This is a genomic window from Lysobacter sp. CC-YZS074 (assembly GCF_056739745.1).
Genome location: NZ_CP200301.1, coordinates 979,261 through 1,000,263, shown reverse-complemented (window position 1 = coordinate 1,000,263; position 21,003 = coordinate 979,261). Strand labels below are relative to the sequence as shown.

19 protein-coding genes are annotated in these 21,003 nt (G+C 71.5%); 7 read left to right on the top strand and 12 right to left on the bottom strand.

Translation table 11 applies throughout. From position 1 onward, the window contains the following. The first annotated feature begins 47 nt into the window (after positions 1–47). The 3 genes from U8331_RS04385 (at position 48) to U8331_RS04375 (ending at position 3,776) form a co-directional block, all read left to right on the top strand. A complete protein-coding gene (locus U8331_RS04385) occupies positions 48–1,334 on the top strand; it encodes an alkaline phosphatase family protein (RefSeq protein WP_481132394.1) in 1,287 nt (428 codons plus the stop codon). 241 nt (positions 1,335–1,575) lie between these two features. After that, the gene (locus tag U8331_RS04380; RefSeq protein ID WP_481132393.1) at positions 1,576–3,273 is read left to right on the top strand and encodes an AlkA N-terminal domain-containing protein; all 1,698 of its coding nucleotides are present in this window, start codon (positions 1,576–1,578) and stop codon (positions 3,271–3,273) included. Further along, positions 3,270–3,776, top strand: a complete 507-nt coding sequence (locus U8331_RS04375; RefSeq protein ID WP_481132392.1) for a methylated-DNA--[protein]-cysteine S-methyltransferase — start codon at positions 3,270–3,272, stop codon at positions 3,774–3,776. The genes U8331_RS04380 and U8331_RS04375 overlap by 4 nt, the downstream gene beginning before the upstream one ends. A gap of 182 nt (positions 3,777–3,958) precedes the next feature. On the opposite strand, the gene U8331_RS04370 is transcribed toward U8331_RS04375, so the two are convergent. Continuing rightward, the gene (locus tag U8331_RS04370; protein ID WP_481132391.1) at positions 3,959–5,215 is read right to left on the bottom strand and encodes a formimidoylglutamate deiminase; all 1,257 of its coding nucleotides are present in this window, start codon (positions 5,213–5,215) and stop codon (positions 3,959–3,961) included. A 91-nt stretch (positions 5,216–5,306) separates the two neighbouring features. Here U8331_RS04370 and U8331_RS04365 point away from each other — a divergent pair, with 91 nt between their 5' ends. Next, positions 5,307–6,641: a chloride channel protein gene (locus U8331_RS04365; RefSeq protein WP_481132390.1), complete on the top strand. Its 1,335-nt coding sequence runs from the start codon at positions 5,307–5,309 to the stop codon at positions 6,639–6,641. After that, positions 6,638–7,867 carry an imidazolonepropionase gene (hutI, locus tag U8331_RS04360; protein WP_481132389.1) on the top strand — a complete coding sequence of 410 codons (1,230 nt, stop codon included), beginning with the start codon at positions 6,638–6,640 and terminating at the stop codon, positions 7,865–7,867. Before U8331_RS04365 ends, hutI begins: the two co-directional genes overlap by 4 nt. Before the next feature lie 97 nt (positions 7,868–7,964). On the opposite strand, the gene U8331_RS04355 is transcribed toward hutI, so the two are convergent. Together U8331_RS04355 and U8331_RS04350 are read right to left on the bottom strand one after the other, a co-directional pair. Further along, entirely contained in the window at positions 7,965–8,150 is a 186-nt protein-coding gene (locus tag U8331_RS04355; protein ID WP_215218547.1) for a 30S ribosomal protein THX, read from the bottom strand. Positions 8,151–8,284: 134 nt separating this feature from the next. Next, positions 8,285–8,695, bottom strand: a complete 411-nt coding sequence (locus tag U8331_RS04350; RefSeq protein ID WP_481132388.1) for a MerC domain-containing protein — start codon at positions 8,693–8,695, stop codon at positions 8,285–8,287. 148 nt (positions 8,696–8,843) lie between these two features. On the opposite strand from U8331_RS04350, the gene U8331_RS04345 reads away from it, so the two are divergent. Continuing rightward, the gene (locus tag U8331_RS04345) at positions 8,844–11,033 is read left to right on the top strand and encodes a TonB-dependent receptor (RefSeq protein WP_481132387.1); all 2,190 of its coding nucleotides are present in this window, start codon (positions 8,844–8,846) and stop codon (positions 11,031–11,033) included. A 221-nt stretch (positions 11,034–11,254) separates the two neighbouring features. Here U8331_RS04345 and U8331_RS04340 read toward each other — a convergent pair whose 3' ends face one another. Together U8331_RS04340 and gltX are read right to left on the bottom strand one after the other, a co-directional pair. After that, positions 11,255–11,740: a transcriptional repressor gene (locus U8331_RS04340; protein ID WP_481132386.1), complete on the bottom strand. Its 486-nt coding sequence runs from the start codon at positions 11,738–11,740 to the stop codon at positions 11,255–11,257. 9 nt (positions 11,741–11,749) lie between these two features. Then, complete coding sequence (gltX, locus tag U8331_RS04335) at positions 11,750–13,156, bottom strand: glutamate--tRNA ligase (RefSeq protein WP_481132385.1); 1,407 nt, start codon at positions 13,154–13,156, stop codon at positions 11,750–11,752. A gap of 91 nt (positions 13,157–13,247) precedes the next feature. On the opposite strand from gltX, the gene lpxH reads away from it, so the two are divergent. After that, complete coding sequence (lpxH, locus tag U8331_RS04330; protein WP_481132384.1) at positions 13,248–13,979, top strand: UDP-2,3-diacylglucosamine diphosphatase; 732 nt, start codon at positions 13,248–13,250, stop codon at positions 13,977–13,979. Between the two features lie 143 nt (positions 13,980–14,122). On the opposite strand, the gene U8331_RS04325 is transcribed toward lpxH, so the two are convergent. The 7 genes from U8331_RS04325 to U8331_RS04295 all read right to left on the bottom strand — a co-directional run bounded on the left by U8331_RS04325 (position 14,123) and on the right by U8331_RS04295 (position 20,986). Next, positions 14,123–14,671, bottom strand: a complete 549-nt coding sequence (locus U8331_RS04325) for a COG3650 family protein (RefSeq protein WP_481132383.1) — start codon at positions 14,669–14,671, stop codon at positions 14,123–14,125. 45 nt (positions 14,672–14,716) lie between these two features. Next, positions 14,717–15,535 carry a ferritin-like domain-containing protein gene (locus tag U8331_RS04320; protein ID WP_481132382.1) on the bottom strand — a complete coding sequence of 273 codons (819 nt, stop codon included), beginning with the start codon at positions 15,533–15,535 and terminating at the stop codon, positions 14,717–14,719. 13 nt (positions 15,536–15,548) lie between these two features. Continuing rightward, positions 15,549–17,018, bottom strand: coding sequence for an amidophosphoribosyltransferase (gene purF / locus U8331_RS04315; protein WP_481132381.1), 1,470 nt, complete (start codon positions 17,016–17,018; stop codon positions 15,549–15,551). A 4-nt stretch (positions 17,019–17,022) separates the two neighbouring features. After that, positions 17,023–17,745, bottom strand: coding sequence for a CvpA family protein (locus U8331_RS04310; RefSeq protein ID WP_481132380.1), 723 nt, complete (start codon positions 17,743–17,745; stop codon positions 17,023–17,025). Between the two features lie 19 nt (positions 17,746–17,764). Continuing rightward, positions 17,765–18,736, bottom strand: coding sequence for an SPOR domain-containing protein (locus tag U8331_RS04305; protein WP_481132379.1), 972 nt, complete (start codon positions 18,734–18,736; stop codon positions 17,765–17,767). Between the two features lie 291 nt (positions 18,737–19,027). Beyond that, positions 19,028–20,302 carry a bifunctional tetrahydrofolate synthase/dihydrofolate synthase gene (gene folC / locus U8331_RS04300; RefSeq protein ID WP_481132378.1) on the bottom strand — a complete coding sequence of 425 codons (1,275 nt, stop codon included), beginning with the start codon at positions 20,300–20,302 and terminating at the stop codon, positions 19,028–19,030. Between the two features lie 42 nt (positions 20,303–20,344). After that, positions 20,345–20,986 (bottom strand): histidine phosphatase family protein, encoded by a 642-nt coding sequence (locus tag U8331_RS04295; RefSeq protein WP_481132377.1) that lies wholly within the window; start codon positions 20,984–20,986, stop codon positions 20,345–20,347. Between the last annotated feature and the right edge of the window lie 17 nt (positions 20,987–21,003).

Here is a 21,003-nt window from a genome sequence, read left to right as displayed (position 1 = left end):
AAAGCCCGTGCGGGAGAATCGCAACATCCGCTGGCTATGATCGGCGGATGCATTCGATCAGAGCCGCGGCACTGGCCGCTTTCGCTGCGCTGGCCGTGGCCGGCTGCGCGTCCACACCGTCGACGGAAGCAGCCGTCGCGCCAGATGCCGGCATCCACGCGGACGCCTGTCCCAGCGTGCTGCTGGTGTCGATCGACGGCTTCCGCGCCGACTACCTGGAGCTGGGCCTCACGCCCAACCTCGAGCGCATCGCCGCCGATGGCGCGCGTGCGGCGTGGATGACGCCGTCGTACCCGAGCCTGACGTTCCCGAACCACTACACGATCGTGACCGGGCTGCGGCCCGACCACCACGGCATCGTCCACAACACGATGCACGACCTGGTGCTGGGCGACTTCAGCCTCGGCCGGCGCGAGGCGGTGGGCGACGGCCGCTGGTGGGGTGGCGAGCCGGTGTGGGTCACGGCGGAAAACGCCGGGCTGTCGACCGCGACCGTGTTCTGGCCGGGCAGCGAAGCGGCGATCGGCGGTGTGCGGCCGGATCGCTGGCTGCCGTACGACGGCGACATGCCGATGGCCGCGCGGGTCGATACGGTGCTGGGCTGGCTGTCGGAGCCGGCGGCGACGCGGCCGCGGTTCGCGACGCTGTATTTCGATGCGCTCGACCATGCCGGCCACGGTGCGGGGCCGGGTTCGGCCGAGGCGCGCGAAGCCATCGTGGCGGTGGACGAGGCGATCGGGCGACTGCTGGATGGGCTGGACGCGCGCGGGCTGGCGGACGCGGTCGACCTGGTCGTGGTGTCCGACCACGGCATGGCGACGGTGGCGATGGATCACGTGCTCGCGGTCGAGGACATGGTCGACCCGGCCGATGCGCGCGCGGTGAGTTACGGGCAGTCGGTCGGCTTCCAGCCCCTGCCCGGCCGCGCGGACGCCGCCGAGGCGCAACTGCTGGGCGACCACGGGCACTACGCGTGCTGGCGCAAGGGCGAGCTGCCGCCGCGCTGGGCGTACGGGACGCATCCGCGGGTGCCGGCGATCGTCTGCCAGATGAACGAGGGCTGGGACGCATCCGCGCGCGAGTGGATGGCGCAGCGGCCGCGCACCGGCAACCGCGGCTCGCACGGGTTCGATCCGGCCCTGCCGTCGATGCGGGCGATCTTCCTCGCGCGTGGTCCGTCGGTGCGCGATGGCGTGGTGGTGCCGGCGTTCGACAATGTCGACGTGTACCCGCTGCTGATGCGGCTGATCGGGCTGGCCCCCGCCCCGAACGATGGCGATGCCGACGCGCTGGAAGTGCTGGAAGCGTCGTTGCGAGGTGAGGCGGCACCGTAGCCAGGCGCGGTATTGCTTCTGAAGGACCGGAGGATCGAAACCGCTTCGTGCGGGTGGACAGCGGTCGACCCGGTCGGCTCCGGCCACGATGTACAGGTCGCGACTCACGTCGCTCCTACAAGAGCATGAGGAGCCGTTCGGAACGGACAAAAACGCGCTAGATGAACGCCCCGGATTCCGCTCCGGCATTCATGTCCGAAACCGGCGAGTTTGCCTTCTTGCCCGGTGCTAGCCTGCACCCATGTCCTCCCCGGCCGCCCTCGCCCGCACCCTCGACCCGCAGGTCTGCGAACAGGCGCGGCTGAGCCGCGACGCGCGCTTCGACGGCCTGTTCTTCACCGCAGTGACGAGTACCGGGATCTACTGCCGGCCGGTGTGCCCCGCACCGGCGCCACGGCGCGAGAACGTGACCTACTACGCCCACGCGGCGGCGGCCGAGGCGGCCGGGTTCCGGCCTTGCCTGCGCTGCCGGCCGGAGCTGTCGCCCGGTGACGACGCGTGGCGTCGCGGCGACGCGACGGTGGCGCGCGCGCTCAAGCTGATCGAACAGGGCGTGCTGGCGGAGGCGCCATTGGCGGAACTGGCGACGCGGGTCGGGCTGGGCGAGCGGCAGTTGCGCCGGCTGTTCGTCGAGCGCCTGGGCGCGGCGCCGCTGGGCGTGCACGGCACGCGGCGGCTGCTGTTCGCCAAGCAGTTGCTGACCGAGACCGCGCTGCCGATCACCGAGGTCGCGCTGGCGGCGGGGTTCGGCAGCCTGCGCCGGTTCAACACCGCGTTCCGCGAGGCCTACCGGATGGCGCCGCGCGAGCTGCGCCGGCGCCCGCGGGTCGGTGCCGACGAGGCGCTGAACCTGCGCCTGGGTTACCGCCCGCCCTACGACTTCGGCGCTATGCTCGACTTCCTGCGGTCGCGCGCCCTGCCGCGGGTCGAGGCGGTCGGCGACGATTTCTATGCGCGCGTCATCCCGCCGCCGGATGACGCGCCCGACACCCCGCCCGGCTGGTTGCGCGTGGGCGCCGCGCCCGATGGCGAGCATGCGCTGGAACTGCAGGTACACGGCATCGCGCCGGTCCGGCTGTTGCCGATCGTGGCGCGGCTGCGACGGATGTTCGACCTGGACGCCGACCCGCGCGTCATCGAGGCGGCGCTGTCGAACGATCCGGTGCTGCGCCCGCTGCTGGCACGGCGCCCCGGCCTGCGGCTACCGGGCGGCTGGGACGGTTTCGAGATCGCGGTGCGCGCCATCCTCGGCCAGCAGGTCAGCGTGGCCGCGGCGCGGACGCTGGCCACCCGGCTGGCGCACGCCCATGGCCGGGCACTGGACGCGCCGCTTGCGCCCGGTCTCGACCATCTGTTTCCGACCCCGTCCGCGCTGGCGGACGCCGACCTCACGACACTCGGCGTGACCCGCGCGCGGGCCGACACGATCCGCGGCATGGCCCGCGCCCTGCTCGACGGACGGGTCGACTTCAACCCCGAGCGCACGCTGGAAGACTTCGTCGACCGCTGGGTCGCGCTGCCCGGCATCGGGCCGTGGACCGCGCAGTACATCGCCATGCGCGCGCTCGGCCATCCCGACGCATTCCCCGCCGAGGACCTGGTCCTGCGCCGGGTGGCGAGTGACGATGGCACCGCGCTGACCGCCAGGGCACTGTCGGCGCGCGCTGAAGCGTGGCGGCCCTGGCGGTCCTACGCGGTCATGCACCTGTGGCGCCGCGCCGTGGATGCGGGCGCCGAAACGCCCCAAGGCAAAAAATTGCAGCAGCAGACAACGACCAGCACCGGTGGCAGCGGCGGTGGACCGGAGACCAGCCGGTCCCCACGCGGGAAAGCCGCCGCGCCCGGCACATCGAAGCGTCCCAACGCGGCAGCGAGCGGTACACGCGCCAGGACCGGTACCGCGGCATCGCCCCGAGACGAAAGCGGAGAGCACCCATGACCACCACCTGCACCACCATCGACAGCCCGGTCGGCCCGCTGCTGGTGGCGACCGGCGACAACGGCCTGCGCACCATCGAGTTCCACCAGGCGCGCCACCCGGTGAAGCGCGGCGCCGACTGGCGCGAGGGATCGCATCCGCTGATCGACCGCGTCCGCCGGCAACTGGAGGAGTACTTCGACGGCCGACGAACGGCGTTCGACCTGCCGCTGGCGCCGCGCGGCACCGAGTTCCAGCACATGGTGTGGCAGACGCTGGCCTCGATTCCGTACGGACAGACGGTCAGCTACGCGCAACTGGCCTCGCGCGTGGGTAGGCCGACCGCGATGCGCGCGGTCGGCGCGGCGAACGGCCGCAACCCGCTGCCGATCGTGCTGCCCTGCCACCGGGTGATCGGTGCCGACGGCAGCCTGACCGGGTTCGGTGGCGGCCTGCCGACCAAGCGGTTCCTGCTGGAGCTGGAAGGCGCGCTGCCGAAGTCGGACCTGTTCGCCGTCGCCTGACAGGTCCTGCACGTGTAGGAGCGACGTGAGTCGCGACCCACTGGCAACCGGCAGCGCCGCGGTCAACGCGTGTCGCGGCCGCGCGATCGAAGCTCCGCGTGGATCGACGCACTTCTGCACGGTCAGTGGGTCGCGACTCACGTCGCTCCTACGTTCGTGGGCGCTCGCGGAAATCCGCGCGATCACCAGTCCCGCAGCAGCGCGCGCATCGCGCTGCGATAGCCGCCCGCGATCGCGTCGGCCGCGACATGCCGCCCGCCGGCGACTACCTGCCGACCGCCGACCACCGTCTCCCGCACGGCATTGCGGTTGCCGGCGAAGATCCATCGGTCGATCGCATCGGTGTCGGTCGCGCCGGCGAGTTGCGCCGCGTCGGGGTCCAGCAACAGGCGATCGGCGTCGGCGGCGTTGGCCTGCCCCGTGGAGTGGGCAGCGCTGGCGACCACGCCGCGCAGCAGCGCTTCGCCGACGCTGGGGTTGCGCGCATCGGCGGCGATGTTGCGACGCCGGGTGACCAGCCGCTGGCCGTATTCCAGCCAGCGCAGCTCCTCCACGGGGGATACCGAGATGTGCGAGTCGGAACCGATGCCCCAGCGTCCACCGGCGTCGAGATAGTCGCGCAGCGGGAACAGGCCGTCGCCGAGGTTGGCCTCGGTGGTCGGGCAGAGCGCGACGGTGGCGCCCGATGCGGCGACGCCCAGCACTTCCGAGCCCGCCAGGTGGGTGGCGTGGACCAGGGTCCAGCGCCGGTCGACCGGTGCGTTCTCCAGCAGCCACTGCACCGGTCGCGCACCGCGGGTGGCGATGCACTCCTCCACCTCGGCGACCTGCTCGGCGATGTGGATGTGCACCCGGCTGTCGCCCGGCAGCGCCGCGAGCACCTCGCACATGGCGGTGGGCGGCACCGCGCGCAGGCTGTGCAGCGCGCAGCCGATGCGCACGGTGTCGTCCTGTTCGGGACGCAGGCGTTCGAGCAGGCGCAGGTAACCGTCGACGTCGTGGCCGAAACGCTTCTGGCGCTCGCCGAGCGGCCGGCCGTCGAAGCCGCCGGTCATGTAGAGCACCGGCAACAGGGTGATGCGGATGCCGGTGTCACGCGCGGCCTGCAGCAGCGCGCGCGACATCGCGGCCGGATCGGCGTACGGCCTGCCGTCGGGCGCGTGGTGCAGGTAGTGGAACTCGCACACGGTGGTGTAGCCGGCTTCGAGCATCTCCGCATAGAGCTGCGCGGCCACGGCGTGCAGGGTGTCCGGCGTGAAGCGGCCGGCGAAGCGGTACATGGTCTCGCGCCAGGTCCAGAACGAGTCGGCCGGATCGGTCTGGCGCTCGGCCATGCCGGCCATGGCACGCTGGAACGCGTGAGAATGCAGGTTGGCGATGCCCGGCAGCCGGCGTTCGTTCGCGGGGTGCCAGGTCTTTGCGCGATCGTCGATGCTCATGCAGCGATTGTCTCGTGGCGACCGCCGGCTTGCGACCCTCGCCCGTGGCCATGCGGTCGGCCGACGCGGCGCGGCCGCCTACAATGGCCCGATGGCCGAACACGCTCCACCGCCGCCCGACCTGTCCGAAAGCGGTTTGACCCGGTTGTGGTCGCCGGATGCCTGGAAGCGCCGGCTGGCATTGTGGGGCGGCGCGGTGGCGGTGGCGCTCGCGGCGATCGCCTTCGCGAAGATCGCCGATGCCGCATTCGCGGTGTTCCTTGGCGTCACCGCGCATTCGCCGTACTGGGCGCTGCTGCTGACCCCGGCGACGTTCGCCCTGCTCGCCTGGGCCGCATCGGGCCCGCTGGCCGCCACCCGCGGCAGTGGCATCCCGCAGGTGATCGCGTCGCTGCAGGAAACCCGCGAGGACTTCCGTGCCGCGCAACTGTCGCTGAAGGTCTCCGCGAGCAAGCTGGCGCTGACCGTACTGGCGCTGCTGGGCGGCGCCTCGGTGGGTCGCGAGGGGCCAACGGTGCATGTCGGTGCCGGCATCATGCACGCGATCGGCCGCCGCTTCGGTTACGGCGATCCGTACCAGGCCTCGCGCTTCCTGCTCGCCGGCGGTGCCGCGGGCATTGCGGCGGCGTTCAACACGCCGCTTGCCGGCGTGGTGTTCGCGATCGAGGAGCTCAGTGGCGCGTTCGAACAGCGCTTCTCCGGGACGCTGCTGACCGCGGTGATCATCGGTGGCGTGGTGTCGCTGGGGTTGCTGGGCGACTACGCCTACTTCGGCCACGTCGCCGCGAAGCTGCCGCTGGGCGAGGGCTGGCTCGCGGTACTGGCCTGCGGACTGGTGGGCGGGCTGCTCGGTGGCCTGTTCGCCCGGCTGGTGGTGGCCGCGGCCGATGGGCGGCCCCGCTGGCTGGGGCATGCCCGCGCGCGCTGGCCGGTGCTGTTCGCCACCGCGTGCGGGCTGCTGCTGGCGGTACTCGGCACCGCGCTCGGCGGAAGCGTGTTCGGCACCGGCTACGAGCAGGCGCACGCACTGCTCAGCGGCGACGGTTCGATCGGTGCGGAATTCGGCGTGTCCAAGCTGGTCGCCAACCTGGCCTCGTATCTCGCGGGCATTCCGGGCGGGCTGTTCTCGCCGGCACTGGCGGTGGGTGCCGGCCTCGGTGACAACCTCGCGCTGCTGTTCCCGGGGGTGGATCCCTCGGCCGTGGTCCTGCTCGGCATGGCGGCGTACCTGACCGGAGTCACCCAGGCGCCGCTGACCTCGGCGGTGATCTCGATGGAGCTGACCGACAACCACGAGCTGCTGCTGCCGATCCTCGCCGTGGTGCTCATCGCGCGGGGCGCGTCGAGCCTGCTGTGCCCCGTCCCCATCTACAAGGCACTGGCCCTGCGGCTGGCGCCGCGCCTGCAACCGGAACCCCACGCATGACGATTGCCTCCGACCGCCCCCACTGGGACGGACTGATTCTCGGCGCGTCGCTGGCCACGCTCGACGGCGACGGCTACGGCGCGATCGCCGACGGTGCGCTGGGCTGGCGCGACGGCGTCCTGACGTACGTCGGCCCGCGCGCCGGCCTGGCCGGCGACCCCTCCGCACTCGCCGACGAGGTGATCGAAGCCGACGGCTGGATCACCCCGGGGCTGGTCGACTGCCACACCCACCTGGTGTTCGCCGGCGACCGCGCCCGCGAGTTCGAGATGCGCCTGCAGGGGGCCAGCTACGAGGACATCGCCCGCGCCGGCGGCGGCATCGTCTCGACCGTGCGCGCGGTGCGCGGGGCCGACGAGGCCGAGCTGCTCCGCCAGTCGCTGCCGCGCGCGAAGGCCCTGCTCGCCGATGGCGCGACCACGCTGGAGATCAAGTCCGGCTACGGCCTGGACTACGACAACGAACGCAAGATGCTGCGCGTCGCGCGCCGGATCGGCGAGCACCTCGGCATCGACGTGCGCACCACCTACCTCGGCGCGCACGCGCTGCCGCCTGAATACGCCGGTCGCGCCGACGACTACATCGACGCGGTGATCGAATGGCTGCCACGGCTGCACGCCGAAAGCCTGGTCGACGCCGTCGACGCATTCTGCGAAGGCATCGGCTTCAGTCCGGAACAGACCCGACGGGTGTTCGACGCCGCGCGTGCGCTGGGCCTGCCGGTCAAGCTGCATGCCGACCAGCTCAGCGACCTGGGCGGCGCGGGGCTGGTGGCGGAGTTCGGCGGGCTCTCGGCCGACCACGTCGAACACAGCAACCTCGACAGCGTGCGGGCGATGGCCGAATCGGGGGCGGTCGCGGTGCTGCTGCCCGGCGCCTTCCACGTGCTGCGCGAGACGAGGTTGCCGCCGCTGGACGCGTTCCGCGAGCACGGCGTCGCGATGGCGGTGGCCACCGACTGCAATCCCGGGACGTCGCCGCTGCAGTCCATGCGGCAGGCCATGCAGCTGGCCTGCACGCATTTCCGCCTGACCCCGGAGGAGGCCCTGCGCGGCGCCACCGTCAACGCCGCCAGGGCGCTGGGCCTGTCCAATCGGGGAATGCTGCGCGCCGGCATGCGCGCCGACTTCGTGCGCTGGAACGTCCACCACCCCGCAGAACTGGGCTACTGGCTCGGCGGCGAGCTCGCTGCTGCTGTCCACACGGGCGGGCGCCGGCTGGTCTGAACCCGGTGCCCGCGGAAACGAAGCGCAAAACGAAGCGCAAAACGAAAAAGCCCCGCATCGGCGGGGCCTTTCGTCTGCACCGGCGGTGCCGGCGCTCTTACTCCTTGACCACCTTCTTGGCGACCTTCTTGGCCGGCGCCTTGCTGACGGTCTTGGTGGTGGCGGTCTTCTTCGCGACCGGCGCGGCAGCGGTGCCGGCGGCCTTGGTCACGGCCTTGCGGGCGTTGCCGTAGCTGGAGTTGTAGCGCTTGCCCTTGGCGGTCTTGCGGTCGCCCTTGCCCATGGTCTTGCTCCCGGATCGGTACTTGAACAGTTGAAAAACCCGCACGGGAAGCGCGGGCTCGTAGGTGTCGCATCTGAGCCGCGGTCGTGGCGCGGGAAGCTGCCTAGCCTACCACAGCCACCGCCGGGCATGGCTCAGTGGGCGCATCCGGCGTCGTGTACGTGGCCGTGGTTGAGCCGCAGATTGACCAGGTGGCCCAGCCCCACCAGGGTGCCGCCGAAGGTCATCGCGACCGCATGCGGCACCAGCGAATGGTGCAGGGGCGGGTACAGCACCGCGAACCACAACACCAGCAGCCCCGGCAGCAACAACCCAAGCGCCCGCATGACCCGGTGCCGCCGATAGCTCCACAGCAGGCTGCCCAGCCCGAGCAGGCTGGCGAAGACGACAAACGCGAGTTCGATTCCGTCCCCGCCAAACACGGCAAGCCCCACCGACGGCAGCAGGGCGATCATGACCGGCAACACCGCGCAGTGGACGGCGCACAGGATCGAGCCCCAGGCGCCGAGGCGGTCGATCAGACGATGGCGTTGGTGTGGCGACATGGAGAACCGTGACTTCTGGCGGGGTGATCCGTTGACGTAATGGTATAACATTTCAATATCGACGCAAATCACCGGTAACCCGATGCCCACATCCAGCCGCTCCCGTTTTCCCCATCGCGCCGTCCTTGCCTCCGCTCTCGCGATCGCCTTGTCGACGTCGGTGGCGGTCGCCCACGCCGGTCCGCAGACACAGACCGGCAGCGACCACGAACACGACCCCACCGATCTGGCAGTGGTGGAGGTGCATGCCACGCCCCTCGCCGGTACCGCCGACGAGCTGGTGCGGCCGGTGGAGGTGCTGGCCGGCGAGGCGCTCGACGCCGCCAAAGCCAACTCGCTCGGCGAAACGGTGAACAAGCTGCCTGGCGTGCAGTCGTCGTACTTCGGGCCCGGCGTGGGTCGGCCGATCATCCGCGGCTTTGACGGTGCCCGCGTCCAGGTGGTCAGCGATGGATTGGGGACCGGCGACGTATCGACGGTCAGCGTCGACCATGCGGTCAGCATCGAACCGTTCCTGGCCGACCAGATCGAAGTGCTGAAGGGCCCCGCCACCCTGCTCTACGGCAGCGGCGCGATCGGCGGCGCGGTCAATGTCATCGACGGCCGCATCCCCGAGGCGGCGACCACCGAACCACTGCAAGGTCGCGCAGAGCTGCGCGGCGGCACGGTCAATGACGAGAAGACCGGCATGGTGCGGCTCGATGGCACCTCGGCATCCGGCAACGTCGTATTTCATTTCGATGCGCTGCACCGCGAGACCGGCGATTACGACATCCCCGGCTTCGCCGAGAGCGAAAGCGCACACGAAGAGCACGGGGAGCACGAAGACCACGAGGAGCCGGGCCACGATGAACATCACGAAGAGGAGGACGGCGTGGCTGGCGTGCTGGCCGGCACCGCATTGCGTACCGATGCCGCGGCGCTCGGCGTCTCCTGGGTCGGTGACCGCGGCTTCATCGGCGGCGGCTACAGCCTGTTCAACAGCCGCTATGGCGTGCCCGGACACACCCATGCGGCCCACGAGGACGAGGACGAGCACGGGCACGAAGAAGGCGAGGAGCACGAGGAGGCCGCCCACGCCGAAGGCGGCGTGCGCATCGTGATGGACCAGCGCCGCAGCGAACTGCGCGGCGGTCTCGATGACCTCGGCGCGTTCGAGTCGCTGCGGGTCAAGCTGGCACGCACCGAATACACCCACACCGAATACGAAGGCGACGAGGTTGGCACGGTGTTCGACAACACCAGCACCGACGCCCGGGTGGAGCTCGTGCACCAGCCACTGCTGGGATGGCAGGGCGCGCTCGGGACGCAGTGGTCGGAGCGCGACTTCCTCGCCGTCGGCGCGGAGGCGTTCGTGCCCGGCTCGCAGTCGCGCGATGCGGGCGTGTTCTGGATCGGCGAGCGCCGGTTCGGCCCGACCCGCCTGGAAATCGGCGCCCGCCACGACCGCAACGAGGTCGATGTGGACAACGCCGGAGCGATCGGCCCGGACCGGGACTTCGACACCACCAGCCTGTCCGCCGCCCTGCGCTGGGACATGAGCGAGGACGTGCACCTGTCGTTCGGCATGGACCGCGCGCAACGCGCCCCTACCGCGGAGGAGCTGTACTCGAGCGGCCTGCATGTCGCCACCGGCAGTATCGAACTGGGCGATCCCGGGCTGGACGTGGAGACCGCCAACCGCGCCGAGGTCGGCCTGCACTGGCACCACGGCCCGCTGAGAGTCGGCGCGTCGGTCTACCAGGTGCGCTTCGACGATTTCGTCTACCTCGCCGATACCGGCATCGAGGAGCACGACGGCCCGGTGCGTGCCTGGACCCAGCACGACGCGCGCTTCAACGGTGCCGAGGCGGAGCTGGACTGGACCTTCATCGACAACGCCAGCGGAGCCTGGGCGGTGCGCGTGTTCGGCGACGTGGTGCACGCCGAGCTCGATGGTGAAGGCAGCCGCGAAGTCGCGGTGTCCGTCCCCCACGGCGACCACAGCCACGATCACACCGCCCGCCTGGCCAAAAGCGGCCACCTGCCGCGCATCGCCCCGGCGCGGGCCGGCGCCGAGCTGCGCTGGGAAGATGCGGCATGGCGCGCCTCGCTCGGCGCGGTGCGCTACATGGAACAGGACCACGTGGCCGAGCACGAGCGCGTGACGCCCGCCTATACGCTCGTCGACGCACACCTGGCGTGGCACGTCGATACCCACGACGGCAACGCGTGGGAGGTGTTCCTCGACGGCAGCAACCTGCTGGACGAGGAAGCGCGTCCCCACACCTCGTTCCTCAAGGACCTGGCGCCGTTGCCGGGCCGCGGGGTCGAGTTCGGCGTCCGCGCGTTCTTCTGACGGCGGCACGGCGGGCGCTTCTGCGCCCGCCATCCCGCTGCACGCCTGCTATCCACGAAATGTCAGCGCTTCTGTAGGAGCGGGTTCAACCGTGACCCTGGAATCGGCGCGGGCGAACGGCTGACCGGTCGCGGCTGAAGCCGCTCCTACTCCCCCGAAGGAAGTCCCCATGGGGGCAACCGCCCGGATGTCGCAGGACATCCGCAGGGGAGCGCCAGGCCCTACCCCGCCTTCGCGCACTCCGCGCAGAGCCCGTGCACTTCCAGCGTCTGTGCCCGGGGCACGAACCCCAGTGCACGGGCGCGGGCGTCCAGCGCACCGACGATCTGCTCGTCCTCCAGCTCGGTCGCCGAATGGCAGCGGTCGCAGATCAGGAACGGCACCGCGTGCTGCTCGCCACCGGGGTGGTGGCAGCCGACGAAGGCGTTGATCGACGAAAGCTTGTGGATGAAGCCGTGCTCGAGCAGGAACTCCAGCGCGCGGTACACCGTGGGCGGCGCGGCGGCGTCGTGCGTCGCCTTCATCAGGTCGAGCAGTTCGTAGGCCTTGACCGGGCGCTCGGCTTCGGCGATCAGCCGCAGCGCGTGGGCGCGGATCGGGGTCAGCCGCAGCCCCCGCGCCTTGCACACCCGCTCGACCTCGCGGACGAAGGCATCGCCGTCGTCGACGTGGTGCTGCGGATCGGTGCAGGCGTGCGTGTGTGCCATGGGCCTGATCTATGACTCCGCTGGCACTTTTGCAAGCGCAGCGTCGATCCGCTTCAGCGCCTCGTCGCGCCCGGCCAGGTACACGGTGTGCGAGATGTCCGGGCTGACCTGGGTGCCGGTGATCGCCACCCGCATCGGCTGCGCGACCTTGCCCATGCCCAGCTCCAGCGCGGCGGCGGTGTCGTGCAGCGCGGTGTTGATCGCCTCGGCGGTCCATTCCGGCAGCGCGGCGAACCGCTCGCGGGCGTCGGCCAGCGGCGCGCGCGCGGCCGGCTTGAGGTGCTTGGCCACCGCAGAATCGTCGTATTCGACCAGCGGACCGAACCAGACCGCGGCGCGCTCGGCCATCTCCTTCAGCGTCTGCACGCGGTCGCGCAGGGCCAGCACGATGTCGGCCGGCGCCGGGCCGGTGGCGAGGTCGTAGCCGGCGTCGCGCAGGTGCCATTCCAGGTGCTGGCCAACCGCCTCCGCGTCGTCGCTCTTGAGGTACTGCTGGTTGAGCCAGCCGAGCTTGGCCGGGTCCAGCCGCGAGGCCTTGGCGTTGACGTCCTTGAGGTCGAACAGCGACTTCATCTCCTCGATCGAGAAGATCTCCTGGTCGCCGTGCGACCAGCCCAGCCGCACCAGGTAGTTGAGCAGCGCGTGCGGCAGGTAGCCGGCGTCGCGGTACTGCATGACGTCGGCCGCGCCGGTGCGCTTGGACAATTTCGCACCCTCCGGGTCGAGGATCATCGGCAGGTGGGCGAAGTGCGGCACGGCCGCGCCGAGGGCCTGGTAGATGTTGATCTGGCGCGGGGTGTTGTTGACGTGGTCGTCGCCGCGGACGACGTCGGTGATGCCCATGTCGATGTCGTCGACCACCACCGCGAAGTTGTAGGTGGCGTAGCCGTCGGAGCGGAAGATCACCAGGTCGTCGAGTTCGCTGTTGGCGATCTCGATGCGGCCCTTGACCTTGTCGTCCCACGCGACGGTGCCGCCCTCCGGGTTGCGGAAGCGGATGACGCGGTTGGGGTCGTCGCGGTACGGCAGCCCGGCATCGCGTGCGGCGCCGCTGTAGCGCGGCTTGTCGCCGGCGGCCATCGCGGCCTCGCGCATCGCCTCCAGCTCGTCCTTGGTCTCGTAGGCGTAGTAGGCGTGGCCGGACGCGACCAGCTGCTCGGCGACGTCCCTGTAACGGTCGAGCCGGTGGGTCTGGTAGACCGGGCCTTCGTCGTAGTCCAGGCCGAGCCAGTCCATCGCCTGCAGGATCGCGTCGATCGCGGCCTGGGTGCTGCGCTCACGGTCGGTGTCCTCGATGCGCAGGATGAACTGTCCGCCGCGGCGGCGCGCCTCCAGCCAGCAGTACAGCGCGGTGCGCGCGCCACCGATGTGCAGGTAGCCGGTGGGACTGGGGGCGAAACGGGTGCGGCAGGTCATGCGGGGAGCTCGGGCGCGGACAGGCCGGTGATTTTAGCCGGTGGCCGAGGCACGCGCCGGTGCCCGCCGCCGGCGCCACTACAATGGCCCGATGACCACGCTCTTCATCTCCGACCTCCACCTCGACGCCGAACGACCGCGGATCACCGAGCTGTTCGGCCGCTTTTTGCGCGAGGAGGCGCGTGGCGCGGATGCGCTGTACATCCTCGGCGACCTGTTCGAGGCCTGGGTCGGCGACGACGATCCGTCGGAGACCGGCGCGTTCGTCGCCGACGCATTGCGCGCGGTGGCCGGGTCCGGCACGCCGGTGTCGTTCATCCACGGCAACCGCGACTTCCTGCTCGGCCGCGACTACGCCCGCCGCGCGGGCATGGCGATCCTGTCCGAGCCGAGCGTGGTGATGCTGTATGGCCGCCCCGCCCTGCTGATGCACGGCGACACCCTGTGCACCGGCGATGTCGCCTACCAGCAGTTCCGCGCACAGACCCGCGACGCAGCGTGGCAGGCGCAGTTCCTCGCCCAGCCGCTTCCGGCGCGATTGGCGTTCGCCCAGCAGGCGCGTGCGGCGAGCAAGGCGCATCAGTCGGGGCTGTCGTCGCAGGGCACGATGGAAACGATCACCGACGTGGCGCCCGATGCGGTGACGGACACTTTCTTCCGCTTCGGCGTGGACACGCTGATCCACGGCCATACCCACCGCCCTGCCGTGCACGAGGTGGACGCGGGCGGGCGCGACTGCCGGCGGATCGTGCTGGGGGACTGGTACGAACAGGGTTCGGTGCTGCGCGTCAATGCGGATAGCGCGGCCTTGTCGTCGCTATAGCGCCTGCAAGCGGGTGGCGCCGCGCGCTGCGGCGCGTTGGGATCCACCGCAAGCCAGTGCTATCGCGGCGCGGTACGAGCAGGGCTCCGTGCTGCGCGTCGACGCCGACGGTCCCGTCCTCGAAACGCTGGCCTGAGCTCCGCTCAGCGCGGCTCGCCGACCGGATCGGCGGCCCGGCGCGCACAGCCGGTCAGGGATCGCTCGCCGTGGGTGAAGGCGGCAGTGAAGTCGTGGTCCCAACCGGACATCGAATCCTGACAGGCCTCGTCGCTGATCTCGAGCTCGAACGCCACCTTGCCGTCGTGGCCGCGGAACACCGCCGCGCCCGGCCGGTCCTCCCGCTCGGCATGCATCGTCGTGCCGGGCATCTGCTCGGGGGTGCTGTAGACCAGGGTGTCGCCGTCGACTTCGACCGCCCAGAACGGCTCGTTGCCGGTGGCGACGAACGCAGTGACGCTTGTCAACGGGGGATCGCGCGTGGTGTCGGTTCCGGCGGCCGGCGCGACTTCCCCGCCCACGGCATCCGGGCCGGATGCGGGCGGGGTGACCGCGGGCGTGGCTCCGCGCGTTTCACCGGGGGCCGCCGGAGGTGGACCGGCCGGGGGCGCCGTCGCCGGATCGGGAGCGTCGGGGCTGCAGGCGACCAGCACGCCGGCACAGGCGAGCGTGATCAGCGATCGGATGGTCGTCATGGTCATTTCCGGCGTGGTCCGTCGGCGAGCGTGGGCCAGCGGCGATCATCGCGCTGTGAGCGCCGCGGCTTCGCGCAGCATCGCCAGCTCCCCGTCGTCGAAGCCGGCCGCGGCGCGGGCGTCGAGATTGAACGGGCCGTGCAGCACCGCTCGGGCGTATTCGGCAAGCAGCGCGCGGAACGTGGGACCGGGCTCGACCCCGGCGCGCCCGCAATACCAGCGAAACCAGCGTGAACCGGCCGCGACGTGCGCCACCTCCTCGCGCAGGATCACCTGCAGGATCGCCACCGTCGCATCGTCGCCCAGCCCCTGCAGGCGCTCGATCATGCCCGGGGTCACGTCCAGGCCGCGCGCCTCCAGCACCCGCGGCACCAGCGCCATCCTCGCCAGTCCGTCGTGCGCGGTCTTCTCGGCCATTTCCCACAGGCCGTTGTGGGCATCGAAGTCGCCGTAATCATGGCCGAGCTCGCGCAGGCGGGCGCGCAGCATCGTGAAATGGCGGGCCTCGTCGTTCGCGCAGCTCACCCAATCGGCATAGAAGGCCTGCGGCAGGCCGCGGAAGCGGTAGGCCGCATCCCACGCCAGGTCGATCGCGTTGAACTCGATGTGGGCGATCGCGTGGATGAACGCCGCGCGGCCCTCCCGGCTGCCCAAGCCGCGCTTGGGCAGTTCGCGCGGATGGACCAGCCGCGGGCGCGCGGGACGGCCCGGCATGCGGACGGGTTCGGGCGGTGCGGCGTTGTCCGGGATCGACAGCTCGCCGCGGGCGAAAGCCTCCGCCGCGGCGAAGGTGGCCGCGACCTTGTCCTCCGGTGTGGCGGCGTCGAGGCAGGCGCGGGCAGCGTCGAACAGCGAAGTGCGCACCAATGCGGCCGCCCTACCCGCCGCGGCGGGTGGTCTTGGCCTCCTCCGAACGCAGGCGCTTGATGTGCTCGAAATAGTCGTCCTCGGTACCGGTGACGTAGTCGCCGTTGAAGCACGAGGAGTCGAAGAACTCGATCCGGTGCTTCGGCCCGGACACCGCGTGCTCCAGCGCCTCGAGGTCCTGGTAGATCAGCCAGTCGCAGCCGAGCAGCGCCTGCACTTCCTCCTCGGTGCGGTTGTAGGCGATCAGCTCCTCGCGCGTGGGCATGTCGATGCCGTAGATGTTCGGGTGGCGCACCGGCGGCGCGGCCGAGGCCAGGTAGACCTTTCGGGCGCCGGCGTCGCGCGCCATCTGCACGATCTGCCGCGACGTGGTGCCGCGCACGATCGAATCGTCGACCAGCAGCACCACGCGGTTGCGGAACTCCAGCGGAATCGGGTTGAGCTTGCGGCGCACCGACTTCGCGCGCTCGCCCTGTCCCGGCATGATGAAGGTGCGGCCGACGTAGCGGTTCTTGATGAAGCCTTCGCGGTACTTCACGCCCAGCACGTTCGCGACCTCCAGCGCGGCGTCGCGCGAGGAGTCGGGGATCGGGATCACCGTGTCGATGTCGTGGTCCGGGCGCAGCCGCAGGATCTTCTCGCCGAGCGCTTGGCCCATCCGCATGCGCGCCTTGTGCACCGAGATGTCGTCGATCATCGAGTCGGGCCGGGCGAAGTAGACGTACTCGAACATGCACGGGGTGTGCTTGCCCGGCTGCGCGCACTGGCGCGCATGCAGCTGGCCGTCCTCGGTAATGACGATGCCCTCGCCCGGATTGACGTCGCGCACGCGCTCGAAGCCGAGCAGGTCGAACGCGACCGACTCCGACGCCACCGCGTATTCGTCGCCGCCGGCGGTGCTGCGCTTGCCGAGCACCAGCGGACGGATGCCGTTGGGGTCGCGGAACGCCACCAGCCCGAGGCCGAGCACCGTCGCCACCACCGCGTAGCCGCCGACGCAGCGCTGGTGCACGCGCTCGACAGCCTTGAACGCGGCGTCCGCGGTCAGCGCCTTCTGCGCGTCCAGCTCGTGCGCGAACACGTTGAGCAGGACCTCGGAATCGGACTCGGTGTTGATGTTACGGCGGTCCTGCTCGAACACCTCGCGGCGCAGCGCGTCGGTGTTGATCAGGTTGCCGTTGTGCGCCAGCGCGATGCCGAACGGCGAGTTGACGTAGAACGGCTGGGCCTCGTCGTCGCCTTCACTGCCGGCGGTCGGGTAACGGCAATGGCCGATGCCGATGTTGCCGCGCAGCAGCCGCATCGAAGTGGCGTCGAACACGTCGCTGACCAGCCCGTTGCCCTTGTGCACCAGCAACCGGCTGCCGTGGGCGGTGGCGATGCCCGCGGCATCCTGGCCGCGGTGCTGGAGCACCGTGAGGCCGTCATAGAGCTGGGCCGCGACGTCGTTCTGGCCGACGATTCCAATAATGCCGCACATGGTTTCAGGATCCTGGCGTTGAGGGGTGTGGCTGGGATGGCGGGAGGTCTTGCGGAGTCCGGGACGGCCCGGGCACCGGCACGGGTGGCGACTCGTGCGGGCCGGCGCGCTGCATCGACTGCATGCGTTCGAGCAGCATGTCGCCCGCGGCGACTTCCATGGCCGGGGTCAGGTCGACCGGCAGCGGCAGCGCCGCCACCCCGGCGGGCGACACCAGCGCGGGTGCCTGTGCGTCGCCACGGAAGTCCACCCGTTGCGCGGCCCAGTCCGGCAACCAGCCGCGCATCCACTGCGCGCCCGGCACGAACACCGGCACCACCGGCGAGGCGCGCCATTCGGGCGTGCGCGGCACGGCGGTGAGGCCGAGCAGCAGCACCAGGGCACAGGCGACGAACGCACCACGCACCACGCCCAGCAGCAGCCCGAACAACCGGTCCACGCCCGTCAGCCCGATCGACTGCACCAGCTTGCGCACCAGCCACCCGACCACGCCTACCGCGAGCAGCACGACGATGAAGCTCAGCGCGTAACCGCCCAGCAACTGGCTCGCGCTCGGCTCGCCGTCGGCGGCCAGCCACAGGCCGACGTCGGCACCGAAGCGGAACGCCGCCCAGCCCGCCAGCACCCAGGCCGCGAGCGAGGCCAGCACGCCGACGAAGCCGCGCATCAGCCCGAACACGGCCGACGCGGCGACGATCGCCAGCAATACCCAGTCGACCGCACTCATCGCGATGGCGCGCCGCGCCTCACGGGTGCGCGTGGACGAAGCCGTTGATGCCGAGCTTCGCCGCCACCTGCGCCTTCAACTGTTCAGCCGCGGCACGGTCGACGACCGGGCCGACGTGCACTCGGGTGAGCGGACCCTTGTCGGTCTGCACCTGCTCGACGAACGCGCTCAGCCCCGCCGCGCGTGCGCGATCGCGCAAGGCGCTGGCGTCGGCGCTGCTGCTGAAGGCGCCGAGCTGGACCGCGAAACCGACGCCCGCCGCGGCGGCCGGTGCCGGTTCGCGGCGCGCCGGCGGTTCCGTGGCGGCCGGCGCCGGCGCCGGGGCGCTGGCGGTGGGGCGGGCGGGTGCTTCGGGTTTGGCCGGCGCTTCCGGCAGCGGCTCGGCGGCCACGGCTTCCGGCTCCGGCGCGGCCGCCGGGCGCGACGCCGAAGCGGCGTCGGGGTCCGGTCCGGCGCCGTCGATCGCCAGGACGCGCGAACCGACGTCGTCGCGCACGTGGGCGGCGCGCAGGCGCGCGGTCTCGGCCGTGGCACGCGAGTCGTACGGTCCGATCCTCACCCGGTGCAGGGTGCGGCCCTCGTGGGCGACGGTCTCCTGATAGCCGGGCAGTTGCGAAGCCTGCAGCGCATCGACCACACGCTGGGCATCGTCCGTGCTGGCGTAGCTGCCGAAACTCACCGCGTAGCCGCCACCGGCGGTCGGCGCGGGCATCATTTCGGTGGTGGTACGGGTATCGACCGTCGGCAGTTCGCCGCCTTCGACCGGGTCCGGCTCCATGCCGGTGACGCTCGCACCGGCGGGCGCGGAGGGGGTCACGAGCGGCAGTTCGCGGGTTTCGAAGCCACCCTGCGGCGCTTCGGGCAGGTCGAGCGGGACGTCGGAAATGCCGCTTTCCGGTGCGGGCCCCTTGATCAGCATCGGCAGGAAGATGACCGCGATCGCGACCAGCACGGCGGCGCCGATGAGGCGCTGTTTCAGGGCAGGTTCCATCGGAGCTCGCAGGCCTGGAAAGGGTGCCGGCGAATTATACCCGTGGACCGGAGGGCGATCGGGCGCGGCACGGCGGCGGTGACACGTCGTTCAGGCCGGGGATGGCGGCGCGGGCCCGCGTCGCTGTCTGGTCTCGCCCGACCGCGCGGCCCTGCGTCGCTGCCCTGCGACATCGCCGCCCCGCTTCGCTGTTCCGGGTGCAACCGGTACGGGCGGACGATGGGCCGATCGCGGCTGAAGCCGCTCCTACACAAGCCCGGGCATTCGCGCGTCCGGAGCCCGAGCGTCACGTCAGCCCAGCCACTCCAGCGCGCCGGCGGCGGTATGGAAGGAGCCGAATACGAGGATGCGGTCGCCCTGCGCGGCCCCGGCCACTACCGCGGCCAGCGCAGAGGCCACGTCGGCGTGGCGGGTGCCGTCCGCGGCGACGCTCCCCGCCAGCCGCGCGGCGAAGGCGCCGACGTCCGTCCCGCGCGGCGCGTACGCGGCCAGCCCGGCGAGGTGCCAGCGGTCGACCTCGCCGGCCAGCGCGGCGACCACGCCGGCGGCGTCCTTGTCACCGAGCGCGGCGTAGACCGCGTAGGTGGCACCGGCGGCCGGTGTGGCGCGCAGCCAGGCGGCGAGTTCGCGCGCGGCCTGCGGGTTGTGTCCGACGTCGACCACGACCTCCACGCCATCGCGCTGGAAGCGCTGCAGCCGGCCCGGCACGTGGGCGGCGGCGACGCCACGGGCGATCGCGCCGTCGCCGATCGCATCGCCGTCCACATCCAGCGCGCGCAAGGCGGCGATCGCAACGGCGGCGTTGCGCAGCTGCGCCGGTGCGGCCAATCGCGGCATCGGCAGGTCGACCGCGTGGCTGACCTCGCGCCAGCGCCAGCGGCCGTCGGCCGCGCCTTCCGGGGCAGGATCGAAGAAGAAATCGCAGCCGATCCGCACCGCCGAGGCGCCGATCGCGTAGGCGCGGCGCAGCACGCTCGACGGCGGGTCGTCGTCGCCGAGCACCAGTGGCTTCCAGGCGCGGGCGATGCCGGCCTTCTCGAGCCCGATCGCCTCGCGGTCGTCGCCGAGCCAATCCTGGTGGTCGAGGTCGACCGTGGTGATCACCGCGACGTCGGGGTCGACGATGTTGGTCGCGTCGAGCCGTCCGCCGAGGCCGACCTCGAGGATCGCGAGGTCGAGGTCGGCGCGCTCGAACAGCCACAGCGCCGCCAGCGTGCCGTACTCGAAGTAGGTCAGCGGCACATCGCCACGCGCTCGCTCGACCGCCTCGAACGCCTCCACCAGCGCCGCGTCACCGGCGTCGGCGCCATCCACCCGGACCCGCTCGTTGTAGGCCAGCAGGTGCGGCGAGGTGTAGGCGCCGACCCGCCAGCCGGCCTCGCGCGCGATCGCCTCGATGAAGGCGACGGTCGAACCCTTGCCGTTGGTGCCGCCGACGGTGACGACGCGACGCGCCGGGCGACCGAGCCCCAGCGCGGCGGCGACCTCGCGCACGCGCTCCAGCCCCATGTCGATCGATTTCGGGTGCTGGCGCTCGATGTACGCGAGCCATTCGGCGAGGGTCATTCGGGTCACTGCTGCGGTCCGGGGGCTGCCAATGATCGGCGCTTACAGCGCGCGGTGCACGGCCTCGCCGAACAGCGGGGTGTGGTGGCTGCAGTCGTTCAGCCGGACCACCTCCAGCCGCGACGGGTCGGGCCCCTCGAGCAGGTTCAGCGTGGTCGGCGCCTGGCGGAACGTCCACAGCCGTCCGAACGGGATCCCTAGCACGTGGCACAGCAGCACCCGGTTGACCGCGTCGTGGGCGACCACCAGCAGGGTGTCGTCGGCACCGAGGCCGGCGGTCGCGCGCAGCAAGGCCGGCCAAGCGCGGTCGAACACGTGCTGCAGCGATTCGCCGCCGGGCATCAGCACATCGTGGGGCGTGTCGCGCCAGGCCTGCAGGCGGTCGGGGTCGGCGGCGCGGATCTCGCTGGCGAGCAGCCCTTCCCACGTGCCGTGGGCGATTTCCATCAGGCCGGGATCGGTGGTGAGCAGATCGGCGCGCTCGCCCAGCGCGAGCTCGGCGGTGCGGCGGGCGCGGCCCAGCGGCGAGGCGACGGCGCGGGTCAGCGGCACGTCGCGCAGGCGTTCGCCGAGCGCGCGCGCCTGCGCTTCGCCGACCGCCGACAGCGGGATGTCGGACTGGCCCTGATAGCGGCCTTCGGCGTTCCACGCGGTTTCGCCGTGGCGGGCGAGCAGGATCTTCATGGTCGGGGCTCCGGCAG

What these genes read in the sequence shown, in the direction of transcription:
- U8331_RS04355 (WP_215218547.1), bottom strand. Translation starts at nt 8,150, where the DNA reads ATGGGCAAGGGCGACCGCAAGACCGCCAAGGGCAAGCGCTACAACTCC.
- U8331_RS04305 (WP_481132379.1), bottom strand. Translation starts at nt 18,736, where the DNA reads ATGGAACCTGCCCTGAAACAGCGCCTCATCGGCGCCGCCGTGCTGGTC.
- lpxH (WP_481132384.1), top strand. Translation starts at nt 13,248, where the DNA reads ATGACCACGCTCTTCATCTCCGACCTCCACCTCGACGCCGAACGACCG.
- U8331_RS04385 (WP_481132394.1), top strand. Translation starts at nt 48, where the DNA reads ATGCATTCGATCAGAGCCGCGGCACTGGCCGCTTTCGCTGCGCTGGCC.
- U8331_RS04340 (WP_481132386.1), bottom strand. Translation starts at nt 11,740, where the DNA reads ATGGCACACACGCACGCCTGCACCGATCCGCAGCACCACGTCGACGAC.
- hutI (WP_481132389.1), top strand. Translation starts at nt 6,638, where the DNA reads ATGACGATTGCCTCCGACCGCCCCCACTGGGACGGACTGATTCTCGGC.
- U8331_RS04375 (WP_481132392.1), top strand. Translation starts at nt 3,270, where the DNA reads ATGACCACCACCTGCACCACCATCGACAGCCCGGTCGGCCCGCTGCTG.
- U8331_RS04365 (WP_481132390.1), top strand. Translation starts at nt 5,307, where the DNA reads ATGGCCGAACACGCTCCACCGCCGCCCGACCTGTCCGAAAGCGGTTTG.
- U8331_RS04310 (WP_481132380.1), bottom strand. Translation starts at nt 17,745, where the DNA reads ATGAGTGCGGTCGACTGGGTATTGCTGGCGATCGTCGCCGCGTCGGCC.
- folC (WP_481132378.1), bottom strand. Translation starts at nt 20,302, where the DNA reads ATGACCCTCGCCGAATGGCTCGCGTACATCGAGCGCCAGCACCCGAAA.
- U8331_RS04295 (WP_481132377.1), bottom strand. Translation starts at nt 20,986, where the DNA reads ATGAAGATCCTGCTCGCCCGCCACGGCGAAACCGCGTGGAACGCCGAA.
- purF (WP_481132381.1), bottom strand. Translation starts at nt 17,018, where the DNA reads ATGTGCGGCATTATTGGAATCGTCGGCCAGAACGACGTCGCGGCCCAG.
- U8331_RS04350 (WP_481132388.1), bottom strand. Translation starts at nt 8,695, where the DNA reads ATGTCGCCACACCAACGCCATCGTCTGATCGACCGCCTCGGCGCCTGG.
- U8331_RS04370 (WP_481132391.1), bottom strand. Translation starts at nt 5,215, where the DNA reads ATGAGCATCGACGATCGCGCAAAGACCTGGCACCCCGCGAACGAACGC.
- gltX (WP_481132385.1), bottom strand. Translation starts at nt 13,156, where the DNA reads ATGACCTGCCGCACCCGTTTCGCCCCCAGTCCCACCGGCTACCTGCAC.
- U8331_RS04380 (WP_481132393.1), top strand. Translation starts at nt 1,576, where the DNA reads ATGTCCTCCCCGGCCGCCCTCGCCCGCACCCTCGACCCGCAGGTCTGC.
- U8331_RS04325 (WP_481132383.1), bottom strand. Translation starts at nt 14,671, where the DNA reads ATGACGACCATCCGATCGCTGATCACGCTCGCCTGTGCCGGCGTGCTG.